The 18,833-nt window shown below is 59.4% G+C and carries 19 protein-coding genes; 15 read left to right on the top strand and 4 right to left on the bottom strand.

What is annotated here, in order from left to right; genetic code table 11:
- The 4 genes from Q8Q83_RS04705 to dnaA form a co-directional block, all read right to left on the bottom strand.
- Nucleotides 1-1,032: ATP-binding protein (locus Q8Q83_RS04705; RefSeq protein ID WP_305621569.1), on the bottom strand; the 1,032-nt coding region annotated here is incomplete at its 3' end.
- Nucleotides 1,033-1,036: 4 nt separating this feature from the next.
- Nucleotides 1,037-2,140, bottom strand: coding sequence for a DNA replication/repair protein RecF (recF, locus tag Q8Q83_RS04700; protein ID WP_305621567.1), 1,104 nt, complete (start codon nucleotides 2,138-2,140; stop codon nucleotides 1,037-1,039).
- A gap of 16 nt (nucleotides 2,141-2,156) precedes the next feature.
- Nucleotides 2,157-3,260 carry a DNA polymerase III subunit beta gene (gene dnaN / locus Q8Q83_RS04695; RefSeq protein WP_305621565.1) on the bottom strand — a complete coding sequence of 368 codons (1,104 nt, stop codon included), beginning with the start codon at nucleotides 3,258-3,260 and terminating at the stop codon, nucleotides 2,157-2,159.
- Between the two features lie 172 nt (nucleotides 3,261-3,432).
- Nucleotides 3,433-4,917: a chromosomal replication initiator protein DnaA gene (gene dnaA / locus Q8Q83_RS04690; protein WP_305621563.1), complete on the bottom strand. Its 1,485-nt coding sequence runs from the start codon at nucleotides 4,915-4,917 to the stop codon at nucleotides 3,433-3,435.
- Between the two features lie 523 nt (nucleotides 4,918-5,440).
- On the opposite strand from dnaA, the gene rpmH reads away from it, so the two are divergent.
- The 15 genes from rpmH to atpA all read left to right on the top strand — a co-directional run.
- On the top strand, nucleotides 5,441-5,575 hold the full coding sequence (rpmH, locus tag Q8Q83_RS04685; RefSeq protein ID WP_002551315.1) for a 50S ribosomal protein L34: 135 nt from the start codon (nucleotides 5,441-5,443) through the stop codon (nucleotides 5,573-5,575).
- Between the two features lie 14 nt (nucleotides 5,576-5,589).
- Nucleotides 5,590-5,991, top strand: a complete 402-nt coding sequence (rnpA, locus tag Q8Q83_RS04680; protein ID WP_305621561.1) for a ribonuclease P protein component — start codon at nucleotides 5,590-5,592, stop codon at nucleotides 5,989-5,991.
- Nucleotides 5,984-6,229, top strand: coding sequence for a membrane protein insertion efficiency factor YidD (yidD, locus tag Q8Q83_RS04675; RefSeq protein WP_305621559.1), 246 nt, complete (start codon nucleotides 5,984-5,986; stop codon nucleotides 6,227-6,229). The genes rnpA and yidD overlap by 8 nt, the downstream gene beginning before the upstream one ends.
- Nucleotides 6,230-6,231: 2 nt before the next feature.
- Nucleotides 6,232-7,983, top strand: coding sequence for a membrane protein insertase YidC (yidC, locus tag Q8Q83_RS04670; protein WP_305621557.1), 1,752 nt, complete (start codon nucleotides 6,232-6,234; stop codon nucleotides 7,981-7,983).
- An 85-nt stretch (nucleotides 7,984-8,068) separates the two neighbouring features.
- The gene (mnmE, locus tag Q8Q83_RS04665; RefSeq protein ID WP_305621555.1) at nucleotides 8,069-9,436 is read left to right on the top strand and encodes a tRNA uridine-5-carboxymethylaminomethyl(34) synthesis GTPase MnmE; all 1,368 of its coding nucleotides are present in this window, start codon (nucleotides 8,069-8,071) and stop codon (nucleotides 9,434-9,436) included.
- A 629-nt stretch (nucleotides 9,437-10,065) separates the two neighbouring features.
- Nucleotides 10,066-11,958: a tRNA uridine-5-carboxymethylaminomethyl(34) synthesis enzyme MnmG gene (gene mnmG, locus Q8Q83_RS04660; RefSeq protein WP_305621553.1), complete on the top strand. Its 1,893-nt coding sequence runs from the start codon at nucleotides 10,066-10,068 to the stop codon at nucleotides 11,956-11,958.
- Nucleotides 11,958-12,605, top strand: coding sequence for a 16S rRNA (guanine(527)-N(7))-methyltransferase RsmG (gene rsmG, locus Q8Q83_RS04655; protein WP_305621551.1), 648 nt, complete (start codon nucleotides 11,958-11,960; stop codon nucleotides 12,603-12,605). Before mnmG ends, rsmG begins: the two co-directional genes overlap by 1 nt.
- Nucleotides 12,606-12,618: 13 nt before the next feature.
- Nucleotides 12,619-13,407, top strand: coding sequence for a ParA family protein (locus Q8Q83_RS04650; RefSeq protein WP_305621550.1), 789 nt, complete (start codon nucleotides 12,619-12,621; stop codon nucleotides 13,405-13,407).
- A gap of 10 nt (nucleotides 13,408-13,417) precedes the next feature.
- On the top strand, nucleotides 13,418-14,290 hold the full coding sequence (locus tag Q8Q83_RS04645) for a ParB/RepB/Spo0J family partition protein (RefSeq protein WP_305621548.1): 873 nt from the start codon (nucleotides 13,418-13,420) through the stop codon (nucleotides 14,288-14,290).
- Nucleotides 14,291-14,461: 171 nt separating this feature from the next.
- Complete coding sequence (locus Q8Q83_RS04640; protein WP_305621547.1) at nucleotides 14,462-14,869, top strand: F0F1 ATP synthase subunit I; 408 nt, start codon at nucleotides 14,462-14,464, stop codon at nucleotides 14,867-14,869.
- 16 nt (nucleotides 14,870-14,885) lie between these two features.
- Nucleotides 14,886-15,755 carry a F0F1 ATP synthase subunit A gene (atpB, locus tag Q8Q83_RS04635; RefSeq protein ID WP_305621545.1) on the top strand — a complete coding sequence of 290 codons (870 nt, stop codon included), beginning with the start codon at nucleotides 14,886-14,888 and terminating at the stop codon, nucleotides 15,753-15,755.
- 177 nt (nucleotides 15,756-15,932) lie between these two features.
- Nucleotides 15,933-16,190 (top strand): F0F1 ATP synthase subunit C, encoded by a 258-nt coding sequence (gene atpE, locus Q8Q83_RS04630; RefSeq protein WP_003097235.1) that lies wholly within the window; start codon nucleotides 15,933-15,935, stop codon nucleotides 16,188-16,190.
- Nucleotides 16,191-16,246: 56 nt separating this feature from the next.
- Complete coding sequence (locus tag Q8Q83_RS04625; protein WP_305621542.1) at nucleotides 16,247-16,717, top strand: F0F1 ATP synthase subunit B; 471 nt, start codon at nucleotides 16,247-16,249, stop codon at nucleotides 16,715-16,717.
- A gap of 14 nt (nucleotides 16,718-16,731) precedes the next feature.
- Nucleotides 16,732-17,268 (top strand): F0F1 ATP synthase subunit delta, encoded by a 537-nt coding sequence (locus Q8Q83_RS04620; protein WP_305621541.1) that lies wholly within the window; start codon nucleotides 16,732-16,734, stop codon nucleotides 17,266-17,268.
- A 21-nt stretch (nucleotides 17,269-17,289) separates the two neighbouring features.
- Nucleotides 17,290-18,833: F0F1 ATP synthase subunit alpha (gene atpA, locus Q8Q83_RS04615; RefSeq protein ID WP_305621539.1), on the top strand; the 1,544-nt coding region annotated here is incomplete at its 3' end.

The raw sequence follows: 18,833 nt of genomic DNA, 5'->3' as shown, positions 1-18,833 counted from the left end.
GGAGGAAACCAGCTTGTCCTTGGTCTGCGAGCTGAACTTGGGGTCCGGGACCTTCACCGAGATAATCGCGGTCAGGCCTTCGCGGGCGTCATCACCAGTGGTGGCGATCTTGTGTTTCTTGGCCAGGCCTTCCTGCTCTATATAGGCATTCAGGTTGCGCGTCAGCGCCGAACGGAAGCCGGCCAGGTGGGTGCCGCCGTCGCGCTGGGGAATGTTGTTGGTGAAGCACAACAGGTTCTCGTTGAAGCTGTCGTTCCACTGCAGGGCGACTTCCACGCCGACACCGTCATCGCGCTGCACATTGAAGTGGAACACCTGGTTGACCGCGGTCTTGTTGTGGTTGAGGTATTCGACGAAGGCACGCAGGCCTCCTTCATATTTGAACAGCTCTTCCTTACCGCTGCGCTCGTCCTTGAGGACGATGCCCACCCCGGAGTTGAGGAACGACAGCTCGCGCAGACGCTTGGCCAGGATGTCCCAGCTGAAATGGATATTGTGGAAGGTGTCTTCCGAGGGCTTGAAGTGGATCTGCGTACCCGTGCCTTCGGTATCGCCCACCGGGCCCAAGGGGGCCTGGGGCACGCCATGGATGTAGGTCTGTTCCCAGATTTTTCCATTACGGCGGATGGTCAGGATCAGTTCCTTGGACAGCGCGTTCACCACCGAGACGCCCACGCCGTGCAGACCGCCCGAGACCTTGTAGCTGTTGTCGTCGAACTTACCGCCGGCGTGCAGCACGGTCATGATCACTTCGGCGGCGGAAACGCCTTCTTCCTTGTGGATATCCACCGGAATGCCACGGCCGTTATCGCGCACGCTGATGGACTCATCCGGGTGGATGGTGATGGTGATTTCGTTGCAATGCCCCGCCAAGGCTTCGTCAATCGAGTTGTCGACCACCTCGAACACCATGTGGTGCAGACCGCTGCCATCGTCGGTATCGCCGATGTACATGCCAGGCCGCTTGCGTACGGCATCCAGGCCCTTGAGGACCTTAATGTTATTGGAGTCGTACGTTTGGTTTTCGCTCATGCCTTCACTCCCGGTGGTCGTGGGTCTGGGTGATGCCACCATGTTCCACGTGGAACATGGCAACTGGCGTATCCGTGCGCCAGCCTTCCCTCAATAATTCATGGTCTACACAGGTGATAAACACCTGGCAGTGCAAGTCTTCCAATAATCGACACAGCGCGCGGCGGTGCTGCTCATCCAGTTCTGACGGCAAGTCATCCACCAGATAAATGCATTGGCCGCGCTTGGCCTGATTCACTAAGTGGCCCTGGGCAATGCGCAGGGCACATACAACTAACTTCTGCTGGCCACGGGACAGAATCTCCGCGGCGTTATGGGCCCCCAGGCGTAACCTCAGGTCGGCGCGTTGCGGACCAGCCTGGGTATGACCCAATTGCTGATCGCGGGAGAGGGTAGCGGCGAGCACAGCATTCAACTCGCGCTCCTTATCCCATCCTCGGTAGTAACTGAGGGTCAGGCCTTGTAGCTCGACCAACTCGTTCAGGGTGCGCTCGAAGACCGGTTTCAAGGCCTGGATATAGGCGCGTCGATAGCCGTCGATCTCGTCGCTGGCCAGGCATAGTTCACGGTCCCAGGCCGCCTGCGAAGCGGCGTCAAGTGTACCATGCCGCAGCCATGAGTTCCGCTGACGCAGGGCCTTCTGCAGTCTCTGCCAGGCCGAGAGGAAGCGAGGTTCCACGTGGAACACACCCCAATCGAGAAACTGCCTCCTGATCTTCGGAGCGCCTTCCAGCAAACGAAAACTGTCTGGATTGATCAGTTGCAGCGGCAGGGTCTCGGCCAGTTGCGCCGCGCTACGCGCATTCTGCCCGTCGATACGAATCTGAAACTCGCCCTGGCGATCGCGGGAAATCCCCAAATTGCTCTGCCGGCCATCAGCCAACTGAACCTGGCCAAAGATGGTGCAGGCGAGCTGCTCGTACTGGATGACCGGAAGCAGGCGTGTGCTACGGAAGGAGCGGGCCAGGCCCAGCAGATGGATGGCCTCGAGCAAACTGGTTTTGCCGCTGCCATTGTCGCCGGAGAGGATATTGATACGCGGGGAGGGGGAGAGGGTCACCGGGTGCAGGTTACGCACCGCGGTGACGGTAAAGCGGATCAGGGACATTTGAACTGTCTGTTGGTTACAAGCGCATCGGCATAACGACGTAAGAGGAATCGTCGTTGTCGGCTTCCTGCACCAGGGCGCTGCTGTTGGCATCGGAGAGGATCAGACGCACCTGGTCGGTGGTCATCACACTGAGCACGTCGAGCAGGTAGCTGACGTTGAAGCCAATCTCCAGCGCGCTGCCGTTGTAGTCCACGGCTATCTCTTCCTCGGCCTCTTCCTGCTCCGGGTTGTTGGCCTGGATTTTCAGCAGGCCGGATTCCAGTTGCAGGCGAATGCCGCGGTATTTTTCGTTGGAGAGAATCGCGGTGCGGCTAAAGGCTTCACGCAGGCCTTGGCGATCGGCAAGCACCAGCTTGTCGCCACCGCGCGGCAGCACTCGCTCGTAATCCGGGAATTTGCCGTCGACCAGTTTCGAGGTGAAGGTGAACTCACCAGTGGTGGCGCGGATATGGTGCTGACCGAGGACGATGCTGACGCTGCCGTCCTGTTCGGTGAGCAGGCGCGCCAGTTCGAGAATACCCTTGCGCGGCACTATCACCTGATGACGCTCGACCTGCTCGATGGCCGCATCCATGGAACACATGGCCAGACGGTGACCATCGGTGGCCACGGCACGCAGGATGCCGGTCTGTACTTCGATCAGCATGCCGTTGAGGTAGTAACGCACGTCCTGCTGGGCCATGGCGAAGCTGGTGCGTTCGATCAAACGACGCAGCTTGCTTTGCACCAGGCTGAAGGTCAGCGAACCCGGACCTTCTTCCACTGTGGGGAAATCATTGGCGGGCAGGGTAGACAGGCTGAAGCGGCTACGCCCGGCCTTGACCAGCAGCTTCTGCTCGTCGATACGGATATCGATCAGCGCATCGCTTGGCAGGCTTTTGCAGATATCCATCAGCTTGCGCGCCGGCACGGTGATTTCGCCGGGCTCGGCTGGCTCTTCCAGGGTGACCCGGCCAACCAGTTCGACTTCCAGATCGGTGCCGGTCAGCGACAGCTGCTGGCCTTCGACGACCAGCAGCACGTTCGATAGCACTGGCAGGGTCTGGCGGCGTTCCACGACGCCAGCGACCAGTTGCAGAGGTTTCAACAAGGCTTCGCGTTGAATGGTGAAATGCATGGTCTAGTCCCTTGCCTAGTGGAGTTGCGTAATTAGAACCTGTTCAAAGTCTCGCGAGCTAGAGCCCTGCAAGGCAAAAACAGACGAGGAAGCGGAGTTTACTTTTGTAAATGAGCATTCCGAGGCTGTTTTTAACGCAGCAGAGCCGACGCGCAGCAGACTTTAACTGGTTCTAAGTAGTCAGCGTACGCAGCAGATTTTTATAGTCCTCGCGGATGTCCGCGTCGGATTCCCTAAGTTCAGCAATCTTACGGCATGCATGCAATACCGTGGTGTGATCGCGGCCGCCGAAGGCATCGCCAATTTCCGGCAGGCTGTGGTTGGTCAGCTCTTTCGACAGCGCCATGGCCACCTGCCGTGGACGTGCCACCGAGCGCGAACGACGCTTGGAGAGCAGATCGGAAATCTTGATCTTGTAATACTCGGCCACCGTGCGCTGGATATTGTCGATGCTGACCAATTTGTCTTGCAGCGCCAACAAGTCCTTGAGCGACTCGCGGATCAGCTCGATGGTGATATCGCGACCCATAAAGTGCGAGTGAGCGATCACCCGCTTCAGCGCGCCTTCCAGCTCGCGCACGTTGGAGCGAATGCGCTGGGCAATAAAGAAGGCGGCGTCGTGGGGCAGATCGACCTTGGCCTGATCGGCCTTCTTCATCAGGATCGCCACCCGGGTTTCCAGCTCGGGCGGCTCGACGGCTACCGTCAGGCCCCAGCCGAAACGCGACTTGAGACGCTCTTCCAGACCCTCGATTTCTTTCGGGTAACGGTCGCTGGTGAGAATCACCTGCTGACCACCTTCGAGCAAGGCGTTGAAGGTGTGGAAGAACTCTTCCTGGGAACGCTCTTTCTTGGCGAAGAATTGAATGTCGTCGATCAGCAGTGCATCCACCGAACGGTAGAAGCGCTTGAACTCGTTGATCGCATTCAGCTGCAATGCCTTGACCATGTCGGCAACGAAGCGCTCGGAATGCAGGTACACCACCTTGGCATTCGGGTTTTTCTGCAACAGGTGATTACCCTCCGCATGCATCAAGTGGGTCTTACCCAAGCCCACGCCACCATAAAGGAACAGCGGGTTGTAACCGTGCTTGGGATTGTCCGCCACCTGCCAGGCCGCCGCGCGGGCCAACTGGTTGGATTTACCTTCGACGAAGTTATCGAAGGTAAAGGTGCGATTGAGGTAGCTGGTGTGCTTCAGCGCACCCTCCACCTGCACAGTGCGCTCGGTACGCGGCGAGCCGCTCGCGTTGCTGGACGGCTGCGACGAGGAAGACATGGTGTCGAAGCGCGAGCGGGAAGGCTCGGCCTGGGCATCGGCCGCTTTCACCTTCGACTCAGGCGCGCTACTGGTGCTGCTTTGCACGGGCGCAGGAGTCGACACCGATGCCGCAGCGCGAGGTGTGGCGCTGCGTTTGCTGCCTATTAATAAGGAAAGCGCAGGCACCAAGCCATTGGTGCGCTCTGCCAAGAGCTCGAGCAGACGGGTCAGGTACTTTTCATTGACCCAGTCGAGCACGAAACGGTTCGGCGCATAGACGCGAAGCTCGTCGCCTTCGGCTTCGACCTGCAGTGGACGGATCCAGGTGTTGAATTGCTGAGCAGGCAGCTCATCGCGCAAAAGCTCGACGCACTGCTGCCAAAGTTCCACAGACACGGATATCCCCTAAATCGAAAGGCGGCGAGGCAAAAAACAGCCGTCATTGTAGCCGCCGAGGCTGGAGTTATCCACACGTAAACCGCGTTACGCGCAAGTAAAATCAAGGTGTTATTGGGTTTTGCAGGCAACCGCACGGTTCGCCTAAGGCCTGTGGATAACAGCGCCCAAGGGCATGGGATAAACCGGGGCGAAACCCGGTGGAAAACCCTGCTGTGGGTAAAAAGCCATTCCATCCTCAGCTTATGCGCCTGTTCCACACAGTCGCCGCACGGTTTCTCGACAGACTTACTCTGCGCTCAAGCCCGCTATTTTATTGGCCTACAGGCACTTATGCACAGCTGCAAGGCCAGCTAATAGCTACTAACATTACAAAGAATCTTTAAATATTCTCTTCTTTATATTTCTTTATGCAGGAAAAGCCTGGTTGGAAATTGACCTGACCCTCGGGTTTCTCTAGAATTGCCGGTCTCTTAAAACGGGGGCCATTCCGGCCCGTAGTCGACCACCCAGGTACCGCACCATGAAACGTACTTTCCAACCCAGCACTATCAAACGCGCTCGCACCCACGGTTTCCGTGCTCGTATGGCCACCAAGAACGGCCGTGCCGTCCTGTCGCGTCGCCGCGCCAAGGGCCGTAAGCGTCTCGCCGTCTAAATTTCGGTCTTGTGGTGAGTCGAGACTTCAGTCGGGAAAAGCGTCTGCTAACCCCCCGGCAATTCAAGGCAGTCTTCGACTCCCCTAGCGGCAAAGCTCCGGGCAAAAATGTCCTGCTGCTGGCGCGCAACAACGACCTCGATCACCCCCGCCTGGGCTTGGTGATTGGGAAAAAGAGCGTAAAGCTCGCTGTTGAGCGCAATCGCCTGAAACGCCAAATCCGCGAATCGTTCCGCCTCAACCAGGACAACCTGGTTGGCTGGGACATAGTGGTGGTCGCGCGTAAGGGACTGGGCGATCTGGAGAATAGCGAATTGGCCCTCCAATTCGGCAAACTCTGGAAACGCCTGGCACGCAGCAAAGCCAACCCGCCAGCTCCTGCCCAAACCGGGGTAGACGACAGTCCCCATGCGTAAACTGGTCTTGCTTCCCATCCAGTTCTACCGCTACGCCATCAGCCCCTTGATGGCCAGTCACTGTCGCTTTTACCCGAGCTGCTCTTGCTACGCGCTTGAGGCCATTGAACAACATGGCGTCATGCGTGGTGGCTGGCTGACTGCCCGTCGGCTTGGCCGCTGTCACCCGTGGAATCCCGGTGGCTACGACCCGGTTCCCCCCGCGAAAACCTCCCGTTCCCCTTCGATGGCCGAATAATCATGGATATTCAACGCTCGATCCTGATCGTCGCCCTGGCAATCGTGTCCTATATGATGGTTCTCCAGTGGAACCAGGACTACGGTCAAGCTGCCCTGCCGACTGAAATTGCCGCAGCCAGCAACGCTGTTCCGGCGCTACCGGATACCAGCGCCAATGGTTCCCCTGCTGCCAGCAGCGACGATATTCCGAGTGCAGCGCCTGCAGTCGGAGCGGGTTCCGCCAGCGTTAGCCCAACGGCCGTCAGCGATGAACTGATTCGGGTGAAAACCGATGTGCTGGATCTGGCCATCGACCCGCGCGGTGGCGATGTGGTGCAACTGCGTTTGCCGCAGTACCCACGCCGTCAGGATCGTCCGGATGTGCCTTTCCAGCTGTTCGATAACGGCACAGAGCGTACGTATCTGGCCCAGAGCGGTTTGATCGGGGTCAAGGCGCCGGACAAATCCAGCGGTCGCTCCCTGTGGAGCAGCGCGCAGAAAAGTTACCAGCTGGCCGATGGTCAGGAGCAACTGCAGGTCGATCTCAAGCTCAGCGAAGACGGCGTCAACTACATCAAGCGCTTCACCTTCAAGCGCGGTTTGAATGCCGAGTGCTCGGCCAAAGAGCAGCTGCAGAAGAAACCCGGTTGCGTAGACCCCTCCTCCTATCAGGTGACTGTCAGCTACCTGATCGACAACCAGAGCGGCCAAGCCTGGAGCGGCACTATGTTCGCTCAGCTCAAGCGTGATGGCAGCGACGATCCGTCCTCCACCACCGCCACCGGCACCGCGACCTACCTGGGTGGCGCGCTGTGGACCGCGGAAGAGCCGTACAAAAAAGTGTCGATGAAAGATATCGACAAGCAAGCCTTCAAAGAAAGCGTTCAAGGAGGCTGGGTTGCCTGGCTACAGCATTACTTCGTCACTGCCTGGATTCCAAGCAAAGACAGCACTAACCAAGTACAGACCCGCAAAGATAGCCAAGGCAACTACATTGTCGGCTTTACCGGCCCGGCCATTCAGGTTGCTGCCGGCGCTCAGGGCGAAACCAGTGCCATTCTGTATGCCGGCCCGAAGCTACAAGGCCATCTGAAGACCCTGTCGCCGGGTCTCGAGCTGACCGTCGACTACGGCATCCTGTGGTTTATCGCCCAACCCATCTTCTGGTTGCTGGAACTTATCCACAGCCTGCTGGGTAACTGGGGCTGGTCGATCATCTTCCTGACCCTGATCATCAAGCTAATCTTCTTCCCGCTGTCGGCTGCCAGTTACAAATCCATGGCGCGCATGCGGGCCGTCGCACCCAAGCTGGCTCAGTTGAAAGAGCAGCATGGCGACGATCGGCAGAAGATGTCCCAGGCCATGATGGAGCTGTACAAGACCGAGAAAATCAACCCGCTGGGGGGCTGCCTGCCGATCCTGGTGCAGATGCCGGTGTTCCTCGCCCTGTACTGGACGCTGCTGGAAAGCGTGGAGATGCGCCAGGCCCCTTGGCTGCTGTGGATAACTGACCTGGCGATCAAAGACCCGTTCTTTATCCTGCCGATCATCATGGGCGCCACCATGTTTATCCAGCAGCAGCTCAACCCGACTCCGCCGGACCCGATGCAGGCCAAGGTAATGAAGATGATGCCGATCATTTTCACCTTCTTCTTCCTCTGGTTCCCCGCCGGTCTGGTGCTGTACTGGGTGGTCAACAACATCCTGTCGATCGCACAGCAGTGGTACATTACCCGCAAGATCGAAGCGGCGACCAAGGCGGCTGCGGCTTAACCCGTCGAGCCTCCCAGCTCAAGCCAGCCGTTAAAAAGACGCCCCCACAGTGGGGCGTCTTGCTATCCAGCGTTTGGAGACCAGCATGCACACAGCCCGCGAAACCATAGCCGCCATCGCCACCGCCCAAGGTCGTGGCGGGGTCGGCATAGTGCGAGTCTCTGGCCCCTTGGCGGAAAAACTGGCCCAGGCGATTTGCCAACGCGAACTCAAGCCGCGCTATGCCCATTACGGCCCCTTCTTCGCCGATGCCGAGCAGGTGCTGGATGAAGGCCTGGCGCTGTATTTCCCCGGCCCGAACTCCTTTACCGGCGAAGATGTGCTGGAACTGCAGGGCCATGGCGGCCCGGTGGTGTTGGATCTGCTGCTGCGCCGCTGTGTGCAACTGGGTGCGCGCCTGGCTCGCCCGGGGGAATTCAGCGAACGCGCCTTCCTCAATGACAAGCTCGACCTGGCCCAGGCCGAGGCGATTGCCGACCTGATCGAGGCCAGCTCCGAACAGGCCGCGCGCAATGCCCTGCGCTCCCTGCAGGGCGAGTTTTCCCGCCGGGTGCATGGCCTGACCGAGCGCCTGATCAACCTGCGCATCTATGTCGAGGCGGCCATCGATTTTCCCGAAGAGGAAATCGACTTTCTCGCCGATGGCCATGTGCTCAACCTACTGGATGGCGTGCGCACGGATTTGGCCGGGGTGCTGCGCGAAGCCGGGCAAGGCGCCTTGCTGCGCGACGGCATGACGGTAGTGATAGCCGGTCGTCCCAACGCCGGTAAGTCCAGCCTGCTCAACGCCCTGGCCGGGCGCGAGGCGGCCATAGTCACCGAGATAGCCGGCACCACCCGTGACGTGCTGCGCGAACATATCCATATCGATGGCATGCCGCTGCATGTGGTGGATACCGCCGGCCTGCGCGCCACCGAGGATCAGGTGGAAAAGATCGGAGTAGAGCGAGCGCTCAAGGCGATTGGCGAGGCCGACCGCATCCTGCTGGTGGTGGATGCCACGGCACCAGAAGCCGACGATCCCTTTGCCCTGTGGCCGGAGTTTCTCGAGCAACGCCCGGACCCGGCCAAGGTCACCCTGATCCGCAACAAGGCCGATCTGTCCGGCGAAGCCGTGGTGCTCGAGCGGTGCAACGATGGCCATGTCAGCATCAGCCTGTCGGCCAAAGCCAATGACGGCCTGGATCTGCTCAGGGAACACCTCAAGGCCTGTATGGGCTACGAGCAGACCGCCGAGAGCAGCTTCAGCGCGCGCAGACGCCACCTGGAGGCGCTGCGCCAGGCCGCAACCCATCTGGAGCATGGCCATGCCCAGCTGACCCTGGCGGGGGCCGGTGAACTGCTGGCCGAAGACCTGCGCCAAGCCCAGCAAGCCTTGGGCGAAATCACCGGGGCCTTCAGTTCCGATGACCTGCTGGGGCGGATCTTCTCCAGCTTCTGTATCGGCAAGTAGTCTGGGCGGCGAGAGCATTGAACCTGTCGCCAACGCGCAGCGTAACCCATCATGCTGTTGGGCATTCCTGATGGGTTACGGCGCATCGAACCTCCTGCCGTATTCAATATTTCCTGCCTGCGCCTAACCCATCCTACGTCCTGAAATCCCTCTTTATGCCGCTCGGGCAGGCGTTCGCCTGGGCGAAAGATAGCCGCCAATCCACTTATTTACCCGGCTAAGCCCTGTGGAAAACCCGGCCTAAGCCCGGTCCATAACCCGGTGATAAAACGGAGGATAACCGCCCCTGTGGATAACACTGGATTTAATCCACAGCTTGCGTACGGCAACTGAACAGGTAGGCGGCAGGATCAACACAGACTTTTTAACCGCTAGAGGCCTCGTACTTATTGGCCTGTAGCCATCTATCCACAGAAAAGCCGCGCATAAGTAATAAACATATAAACAAGGCTTTATAAAAATTCTCTCTTTTATTCTCTATTAACCGACCTACCTGCTTAGCTCCCCAGGCAGCTGGCTATTTTTTGTGCAAAAGGCTTCTTTCACACCGGCTAAATCCCTATACTTGCCGCCTTTCCAGCTTTTCAAACTTAAAAGCCCCCCATTTCTCAACAGGCACGAGGTGCGTGGTGGATTTCCCTTCCCGTTTTCAAGTGATCGTCATCGGCGGCGGTCATGCCGGCACCGAGGCCGCACTGGCGGCAGCACGCATGGGGGTAAAAACCCTGCTGCTGACGCATAACGTGGAAACCCTCGGGCAGATGAGCTGCAACCCCGCTATCGGTGGGATAGGCAAGAGCCATCTGGTCAAGGAAATCGACGCCCTCGGCGGCGCCATGGCCGAAGCTACCGACAAAGGTGGTATCCAGTTCCGTGTGCTGAACAGCCGCAAGGGCCCAGCCGTACGCGCCACTCGCGCCCAGGCCGATCGGGTGCTGTACAAGGCCGCTATCCGAGAAACCCTGGAAAACCAGGCCAACCTGTGGATATTTCAGCAGGCAGCCGACGACCTGATTGTGGAAAACGCCGAGGTCAAAGGCGTAGTGACCCAGATGGGTCTGCGTTTTATGGCCGATTCGGTGGTATTGACCACTGGCACCTTCCTCGGCGGACTTATCCACATAGGGCTGCAGAACTACTCAGGCGGTCGCGCTGGCGATCCACCTTCGATTGCCCTGGCGCAGCGTCTGCGCGAATTGCCGCTGCGTGTCGGCCGTTTGAAAACCGGTACGCCGCCACGCATCGACGGCCGCTCCGTGGACTTCTCGGTAATGACCGAGCAGCCGGGCGATACGCCCACGCCGCTGATGTCGTTCCTTGGTCGTGCCGAGCAGCAACCGCGGCAGGTCAGCTGCTGGATCACCCACACCAACGCGCGTACCCACGAGATCATCGCGGCCAACCTGGATCGCTCGCCTATGTATTCCGGGGTGATCGAAGGGGTCGGTCCGCGCTACTGCCCGTCCATCGAAGACAAGATCCACCGCTTCGCCGACAAGGACAGCCATCAGGTCTTTATCGAGCCCGAAGGCCTGAATACCCATGAGCTGTACCCCAACGGCATCTCCACCTCACTGCCCTTCGACGTGCAGCTGGACATAGTGCGCAGCATCCGCGGCATGGAAAACGCCCATATCGTTCGCCCCGGCTACGCCATCGAATACGATTACTTCGATCCGCGTGATCTCAAGTACAGCCTGGAAACCAAGGTGATCGCCGGGCTGTACTTCGCCGGGCAGATCAACGGCACCACCGGCTACGAAGAAGCCGGTGCCCAGGGTTTGCTCGCCGGGGCCAACGCCGCGTTGCGTGCCCAGGGCAAGGACAGCTGGTGTCCGCGCCGCGACGAGGCCTATATCGGCGTGCTGGTCGACGACCTGATCACCCTGGGCACCCAGGAGCCCTACCGCATGTTCACCTCGCGGGCCGAGTACCGCCTGATCCTGCGCGAAGACAACGCCGACTTGCGCCTGACCGAAAAAGGTCGCGAACTGGGCCTGGTGGATGACGTGCGCTGGGCGGCCTTCGAGGCCAAGCGCGAAGGCATCATTCAGGAAGAACAACGACTGAAAAGCACCTGGGTGCGTCCGGGTACGACCCAGGGCGATGCGATTGCCGAGCGTTTCGGCACGCCGTTGACCCACGAGTACAACCTGCTCAATCTGCTGTCGCGTCCGGAAATCGATTACGCCGGGCTGATCGCCATCACCGGCGGCGGCGCCGAAGATCCGCAAGTGGCCGAGCAGGTCGAGATCAAGACCAAGTACGCCGGTTATATCGACCGCCAGCAGGACGAGATCGCCCGTCTGCGCGCCAGTGAGAACACCAAGCTGCCCACCGATATCGACTACGCGGGGATTTCCGGCTTGTCCAAGGAAATCCAGCATAAGCTCGGCAACACCCGCCCGGAAACCCTGGGCCAGGCCTCGCGGATTCCCGGCGTCACCCCGGCAGCCATTTCCCTGCTGCTGATCCACCTGAAGAAGCGTACTGCCGGTCAGCAGTTGGAGCACAGCGCCTGATGTCTCTGGTCACCGCCCGTCACGCCGAAGAACTGAGCCAGGGTGCCCGCGAGCTGGGCGTCGAACTCAGCGCCGAGCAGCACGAGCAGTTGCTCGCCTACCTGGCTCTGCTGATCAAGTGGAACAAGGCCTACAACCTCACCGCAGTGCGCGATCCGGACGAGATGGTGTCGCGTCATCTGCTCGACAGCCTGTCCGTGGTCGCTCATGTGCGCGAGGCTGGGGATAACTGGCTGGACGTCGGCAGCGGCGGCGGTATGCCGGGCATTCCCCTGGCCATCCTGTTTCCCGAGCGACAGTTCACCCTGCTGGACTCCAACGGCAAGAAAACCCGCTTCCTCACCCAGGTCAAACTGGAGTTGAAACTGGCCAACCTGCAAGTTATCCACAGCCGGGTCGAAGACTACCGACCGGATATGCCGTTTAGCGGTATCTGCTCGCGGGCGTTCAGCTCCCTGGAAGATTTTTCCAACTGGACCCGCCATCTCGGTGGTGAGCAAACCCAGTGGCTGGCGATGAAAGGCGTGCACCCGGACGACGAGTTGCAGGCCCTGCCCGCGGACTTCCGTCTCAGCGCCACCCATGTACTCAAGGTTCCCGGTTGCCAAGGTCAGCGCCATCTGCTGATACTGCGTCGCTCGGTTTAGGGGGAACGGCAGCATGGCTAAGGTATTCGCAATCGCTAACCAGAAAGGCGGCGTGGGCAAGACCACCACCTGCATCAATCTGGCGGCCTCTCTGGTGGCGACCAAGCGCCGCGTGCTGCTGATCGACCTCGACCCCCAGGGCAACGCCACCATGGGCAGCGGCGTGGACAAGCACGATCTGGAGCACTCGATCTACGACGTGCTGATCGGCGAATGCAACCTGGTCGAGGCCATGCAGTTCTCCGAGCACGGCGGTTATCAGCTGCTGCCGGCCAACCGCGACCTCACCGCCGCGGAAGTGTCGCTGCTGGAAATGAAAATGAAGGAAAGCCGGCTGCGTTATGCCCTGGCGCCGATCCGCGAGAATTACGACTACATCCTGATCGACTGTCCGCCGGCGCTGTCGATGCTGACGGTCAACGCCCTGGTCGCCGCCGATGGCGTGATCATCCCCATGCAGTGCGAGTACTACGCCCTGGAAGGCTTGAGCGACCTGGTCAACAGCATCCAGCGCATCGCCGAGATCTTGAACCCCAAGCTGAAGATCGAAGGCCTGCTGCGCACCATGTACGACCCGCGCATCAGCCTGACCAACGATGTCTCGGCGCAGCTCAAGCAGCATTTCCCCGAGACCCTGTACCAAACCGTGATCCCGCGTAACGTGCGTCTGGCTGAGGCACCGAGCTTCGGCATGCCGGCGCTGGTGTACGACAAGCAATCCCGTGGTGCCATTGCCTACCTGGCCCTGGCCGGCGAACTGGTACGTCGTCAGCGCGCCAGCGCCCACACCGCAACCGCTTAAGGAAATTCGTATGGCTCTCAAGAAACGAGGACTGGGACGCGGTTTGGATGCCCTGTTGGGCGGAACCAGCGTCAGCGCTTTGCAGGAAGAAGCCGCTCGGGTCGACAGCCGCGAACTGCAATACCTGCCCCTGGACCTGATCCAGCGCGGCAAATACCAGCCGCGCCGGGATATGGACGCCACCGCCCTGGAAGAACTGGCGCAGTCGATCAAATCCCACGGGGTGATGCAGCCGATAGTGGTGCGTCCGCTGGCCGAAGGCCGTTTCGAGATAGTCGCCGGTGAGCGCCGTTGGCGCGCCAGCCAGCAGGCCGGGCTGGACAAGATCCCGGCCATGGTCCGCGAGTTGCCGGATGAAGCGGCCATCGCCATGGCGCTGATCGAAAACATCCAGCGCGAAGACCTCAACCCGATCGAAGAAGCCATGGCCCTGCAGCGCTTGCAGCAGGAGTTCCAGCTGACTCAGCAGCAGGTCGCCGATGCCGTGGGCAAGTCGCGGGTGACCATCAGCAACCTGTTGCGCCTGATCGCCCTGCCGGAAGAGATCAAGATCCTCCTGTCCCATGGCGATCTGGAGATGGGCCATGCCCGCGCCTTGCTCGGTCTGCCGGCCGAACAGCAGACCGAGGGTGCGCGACATGTTGTCGCACGCGGCCTTACCGTGCGCCAAACTGAGGCACTGGTACGCCAGTGGTTGAACAGCAAAGACAAGCCTGCGGCAGTGGCCAAAGTCGACCCGGATATCAGCCGCCTAGAACAGCGCCTGGCCGAGCGCCTGGGCTCTCCGGTGCAGATCAAGCACGGGCAAAAAGGCAAAGGCCAACTGGTGATTCGTTACAGCTCTTTGGATGAGTTGCAGGGCGTGCTGGCCCACATCCGCTAAAACAAATACGCCTGTAGTTGGTAGTTGGAAATAACTACCTGGCAGTTGAATGGGGGGGGAACCGCCCCTATACTCTGCGCGCATTTCGTCGGCACAAAGTATGCCAAGTCGTTGCCAAGTTGCTGATTGCAAACGGCTGACACCAGAGGCCGAAAAGCCGGAGAAAGCTTGATGGATGTACGCACGCCCAACCGCCTGCCCTTCCATCGTTTGCCGGTGTTTCCCGTCCTGCTCACCCAACTCGTCGTACTGTTACTCGCCGCAGTCGTTTTGTGGCAGTGGCGTGGCGCGGTAAGTGGATACTCTGGGCTGTGCGGTGGCTTGATTGCCTGGCTACCGAATATGTATTTCGCCCATAAAGCGTTCCGTTTCAGTGGTGCGCGGGCCGCTCAAGCCATAGTCCGGTCTTTTTATGCCGGCGAGGCGGGCAAGATGATTTTGACGGCAGCGCTGTTTACGCTGACGTTCGCGGGGGTGAAGCCATTGGACGCGCTGGCGGTATTCGGCGTGTTCTTCCTGATCCAGTTGGTCAACTGGTTCTCGCCCCTGCTGATGAGAACAAGACTTTCGAGACCTTAAGGCGTTTGAGGCAAACATGGCAGAACAAACCGCTTCGGGCTATATCCAGCACCACCTGCAGAACCTGACTTACGGGCAGCTGCCTAATGGTGACTGGGGCTTCGCCCACACCGCACAAGAAGCCAAAGAAATGGGCTTTTGGGCTTTCCACGTCGATACCCTCGGCTGGTCCATTGGCCTCGGTCTGATCTTTATCCTGCTGTTCCGCTTGGCCGCGCGAAAAGCGACCTCCGGTCAGCCGGGTGGTCTGCAGAACTTCGTTGAAGTGATGATTGAGTTCGTCGACGGCAGCGTCAAGGACACCTTCCACGGCCGTAACCCGCTGATCGCCCCGCTGGCGCTGACCATCTTCGTGTGGATCTTCCTGATGAACGCCGTCGACCTGGTGCCGGTGGACTGGATTCCCCAGGTGGCGGCGCTGATTTCCGGTAATGAGCATCTGGTGTTCCGCGCCGTGCCGACCACCGACCCGAATGCCACCCTGGCCATGTCCTTGTCGGTGTTTGCGCTGATCATTTTCTACAGCATCAAGATCAAGGGCATCGGCGGTTTCATCGGCGAACTGACCCTGCATCCGTTCAGTAGCAAGAACCTGCTGGTCCAGGCCCTCTTCGTGCCGGTCAACTTCCTGCTGGAGTTCGTGACCCTGGTAGCCAAGCCGATTTCGCTGGCCCTGCGTCTGTTCGGCAACATGTATGCCGGCGAACTGGTGTTTATCCTGATCGCCGTGATGTTCGGCAGCGGCATTCTCTGGCTCAGTGGCTTGGGCATAGCACTGCAGTGGGCGTGGGCGGTGTTCCACATCCTGATCATCACCCTGCAGGCCTTTATCTTCATGGTGCTGACCATCATCTATCTGTCGCTGGCACACGAAGACAACCATTAAAAACGCGTAGCGCATCCGCTGACCTTCTCCCTTCAGGGAGAAGGTGCCCGAAGGGCGGAAGAGGCTGTGCGGTGTTTTGAGTGGACGCCCGCAAGGGCAACAGAAGTACCGATTTTGCTTTACCGCTTTACCCTTAGAAAAACCTTAACCAATACGACGTAAAAGTCGGGAGGAAAGATGGAAACTGTAGTTGGTCTGACCGCTATCGCTGTTGCACTGCTGATTGGCTTGGGTGCCCTGGGTACCGCCATTGGTTTCGGCCTGCTGGGCGGCAAGTTCCTGGAAGGCGCTGCGCGTCAACCGGAAATGGTTCCGATGCTGCAAGTGAAAATGTTCATCGTCGCCGGTCTGCTCGACGCCGTGACCATGATCGGTGTTGGTATCGCACTGTTCTTCACCTTCGCGAACCCCTTCGTTGGTCAAATCGCAGGCTAATCACTCGACTTTCGAGTTGATTGGTTTGACGGACAACGAACGAGCGAGGTGTTGGCGTGAACATTAATGCAACCCTGATTGGCCAATCCGTTGCCTTCTTCATCTTCGTGCTGTTCTGCATGAAGTTCGTATGGCCTCCGGTCATTACGGCTTTGCAAGAACGTCAGAAGAAGATCGCAGATGGCTTGGACGCTGCTAGCCGTGCGGCTCGTGACCTGGAGTTGACCCAAGAGAAAGTGGGTCAACAACTGCGCGAAGCCAAAGGCCAAGCTGCCGAAATCATTGAGCAAGCCAAGAAGCGCGGAACTCAGATCGTCGACGAAGCCCGTGATCAGGCCCGTGTCGAAGCTGACCGTGTGAAGGCTCAGGCTCTGGCCGAGATCGAGCAGGAACTGAATGGCGTCAAAGACGCGCTGCGCGCCCAATTGGGTAGCCTGGCCGTTAGCGCTGCCGAGAAGATCCTGGGCGCATCTATCGACCAAAACGCGCATGCGGAGCTGGTTAACAAACTGGCAGCCGAAATTTAAGCGAGGGCGCGATCATGGCAGAACTGACCACGCTGGCCCGACCTTACGCTAAGGCTGCCTTCGAGTATGCCCAGGCTCACCAGCAGCTGGCCAATTGGTCAGCCATGCTCGGCCTGGCTGCTGCGGTGTCGCAAGACGGCACCATGCAGAGCATGCTCAAGGCTCCGCGTTTGACGAGTACAGATAAGGCCACCACCTTTGTCGAGGTGTGTGGTGACAAGTTCGACGCCCAGGTACGCAATTTCATCCACATCGTCGCCGAAAACGAGCGTCTGGCCCTGTTGCCAGAGATCGTTGAACTGTTCGAGCTGTACAAGGCCGAGCAGGAAAAGTCGATCGACGTGGATGTCACCAGTGCCTTCGCATTGAGCGATGAACAGCAAGACAAACTCGCCAAGGTTCTCAGTGCACGGCTCGGCCGAGAAGTGCGTCTGCACGCCGCGGAGGATGCCACCCTGATCGGTGGTGTCGTGATCCGCGCCGGCGACCTGGTTATCGATGGCTCAGTTCGCGGCAAACTCGCGAAGCTGGCCGAAGCATTGAAATCTTGAGTTTGAAGGGGCAGCAGAGCTATGCAGCAACTCAATCCTTCCGAAATAAGTGAAATCATCAAGGGGCGTATCGAGAAACTCGATGTCGCCTCTCAAGCCCGTAACGAAGGCACCATCGTTTCCGTTTCCGACGGTATCGTGCGCATTCACGGTCTCGCCGATGTGATGTACGGCGAAATGATCGAGTTCCCGGGCGGTGTCTACGGTATGGCGCTGAACCTGGAGCAAGACTCCGTCGGTGCCGTGGTACTGGGTGGCTATACCACCCTCGCCGAAGGCATGAGCGCCAAGTGCACCGGCCGTATCCTGGAAGTTCCGGTGGGTCCGGAACTGCTGGGCCGCGTAGTCGACGCACTGGGCAACCCAATTGACGGCAAAGGCCCGCTGAACAACGTCGCTACCGACGCGGTTGAGAAGGTTGCGCCGGGCGTGATCTGGCGTAAGTCGGTCGACCAGCCGGTGCAAACCGGTTACAAGTCGGTTGACGCCATGATCCCGGTTGGCCGTGGCCAGCGCGAGCTGATCATCGGTGACCGTCAGATCGGTAAAACCGCTCTGGCCATCGACGCCATCATCAACCAGAAAAACAGCGGTATTAAGTGCGTGTACGTAGCCATAGGTCAGAAGCAATCGACCATCGCCAACGTGGTACGCAAGCTGGAAGAAAACGGCGCGCTGGCTAACACCATAGTCGTCGCCGCGAGCGCTTCCGAATCCGCTGCTCTGCAGTTCATCGCACCGTACGCCGGTTGCACCATGGGCGAATACTTCCGCGACCGCGGTGAAGACGCGCTGATCGTGTATGACGATCTGTCCAAGCAAGCAGTGGCTTACCGCCAGATTTCCCTGCTGCTGCGCCGTCCGCCAGGCCGTGAAGCCTACCCAGGCGACGTGTTCTATCTCCACAGCCGTCTGCTGGAGCGCGCTTCCCGCGTATCCGAAGAGTACGTCGAGAAGTTCACCAATGGCGCCGTGACTGGCAAGACCGGTTCCCTGACCGCTCTGCCGATCATCGAAACCCAGGCGGGCGACGTTTCCGCGTTCGTTCCGACCAACGTGATCTCGATCACCGACGGTCAGATCTTCCTGGAATCGGCCATGTTCAACTCGGGTATCCGTCCTGCGGTCAACGCCGGTATTTCGGTATCCCGCGTGGGTGGTGCGGCCCAGACCAAGATCATCAAGAAGCTCTCCGGTGGTATCCGTACCGCTCTGGCTCAGTACCGTGAACTGGCGGCCTTCGCCCAGTTCGCCTCCGACCTGGACGAAGCCACCCGCAAGCAGCTTGAGCATGGTCAGCGCGTTACCGAGCTGATGAAGCAGAAGCAATATGCGCCGATGTCGATCGCCGACATGTCGCTGTCGCTGTATGCCGCCGAGCGTGGTTTCCTGGTCGATATCGAAGTCGCCAAAATTGGTGCATTCGAACAGGCCCTGATTGCTTACTTCAACCGGGATCACGCCGCTCTGCTGGCGAAGATCAACGAGAAGGGTGACTTTAACGACGAAATCGACGCTGGCCTGAAGGCCGGTATCGAGAAGTTCAAGGCCACCCAAACCTGGTA

Origin of the sequence: Pseudomonas sp. (assembly GCF_030696055.1) — a bacterium.
Classification (GTDB): domain Bacteria; phylum Pseudomonadota; class Gammaproteobacteria; order Pseudomonadales; family Pseudomonadaceae; genus Aquipseudomonas.
Note: the sequence above shows the minus strand (reverse complement) of the source record. Positions and strands in the feature narration are given on the sequence as shown.

Bases quoted from the DNA above. Each gene is read 5' to 3' on its own strand.
- rpmH (WP_002551315.1), top strand. From the start codon at position 5,441: ATGAAACGTACTTTCCAACCCAGCACTATCAAACGCGCTCGCACCCAC.
- yidD (WP_305621559.1), top strand. From the start codon at position 5,984: ATGCGTAAACTGGTCTTGCTTCCCATCCAGTTCTACCGCTACGCCATC.
- Q8Q83_RS04640 (WP_305621547.1), top strand. From the start codon at position 14,462: ATGGATGTACGCACGCCCAACCGCCTGCCCTTCCATCGTTTGCCGGTG.
- atpE (WP_003097235.1), top strand. From the start codon at position 15,933: ATGGAAACTGTAGTTGGTCTGACCGCTATCGCTGTTGCACTGCTGATT.
- dnaN (WP_305621565.1), bottom strand. From the start codon at position 3,260: ATGCATTTCACCATTCAACGCGAAGCCTTGTTGAAACCTCTGCAACTG.
- yidC (WP_305621557.1), top strand. From the start codon at position 6,232: ATGGATATTCAACGCTCGATCCTGATCGTCGCCCTGGCAATCGTGTCC.
- Q8Q83_RS04650 (WP_305621550.1), top strand. From the start codon at position 12,619: ATGGCTAAGGTATTCGCAATCGCTAACCAGAAAGGCGGCGTGGGCAAG.
- Q8Q83_RS04645 (WP_305621548.1), top strand. From the start codon at position 13,418: ATGGCTCTCAAGAAACGAGGACTGGGACGCGGTTTGGATGCCCTGTTG.
- rsmG (WP_305621551.1), top strand. From the start codon at position 11,958: ATGTCTCTGGTCACCGCCCGTCACGCCGAAGAACTGAGCCAGGGTGCC.
- Q8Q83_RS04620 (WP_305621541.1), top strand. From the start codon at position 16,732: ATGGCAGAACTGACCACGCTGGCCCGACCTTACGCTAAGGCTGCCTTC.
- recF (WP_305621567.1), bottom strand. From the start codon at position 2,140: ATGTCCCTGATCCGCTTTACCGTCACCGCGGTGCGTAACCTGCACCCG.
- mnmE (WP_305621555.1), top strand. From the start codon at position 8,069: ATGCACACAGCCCGCGAAACCATAGCCGCCATCGCCACCGCCCAAGGT.
- atpB (WP_305621545.1), top strand. From the start codon at position 14,886: ATGGCAGAACAAACCGCTTCGGGCTATATCCAGCACCACCTGCAGAAC.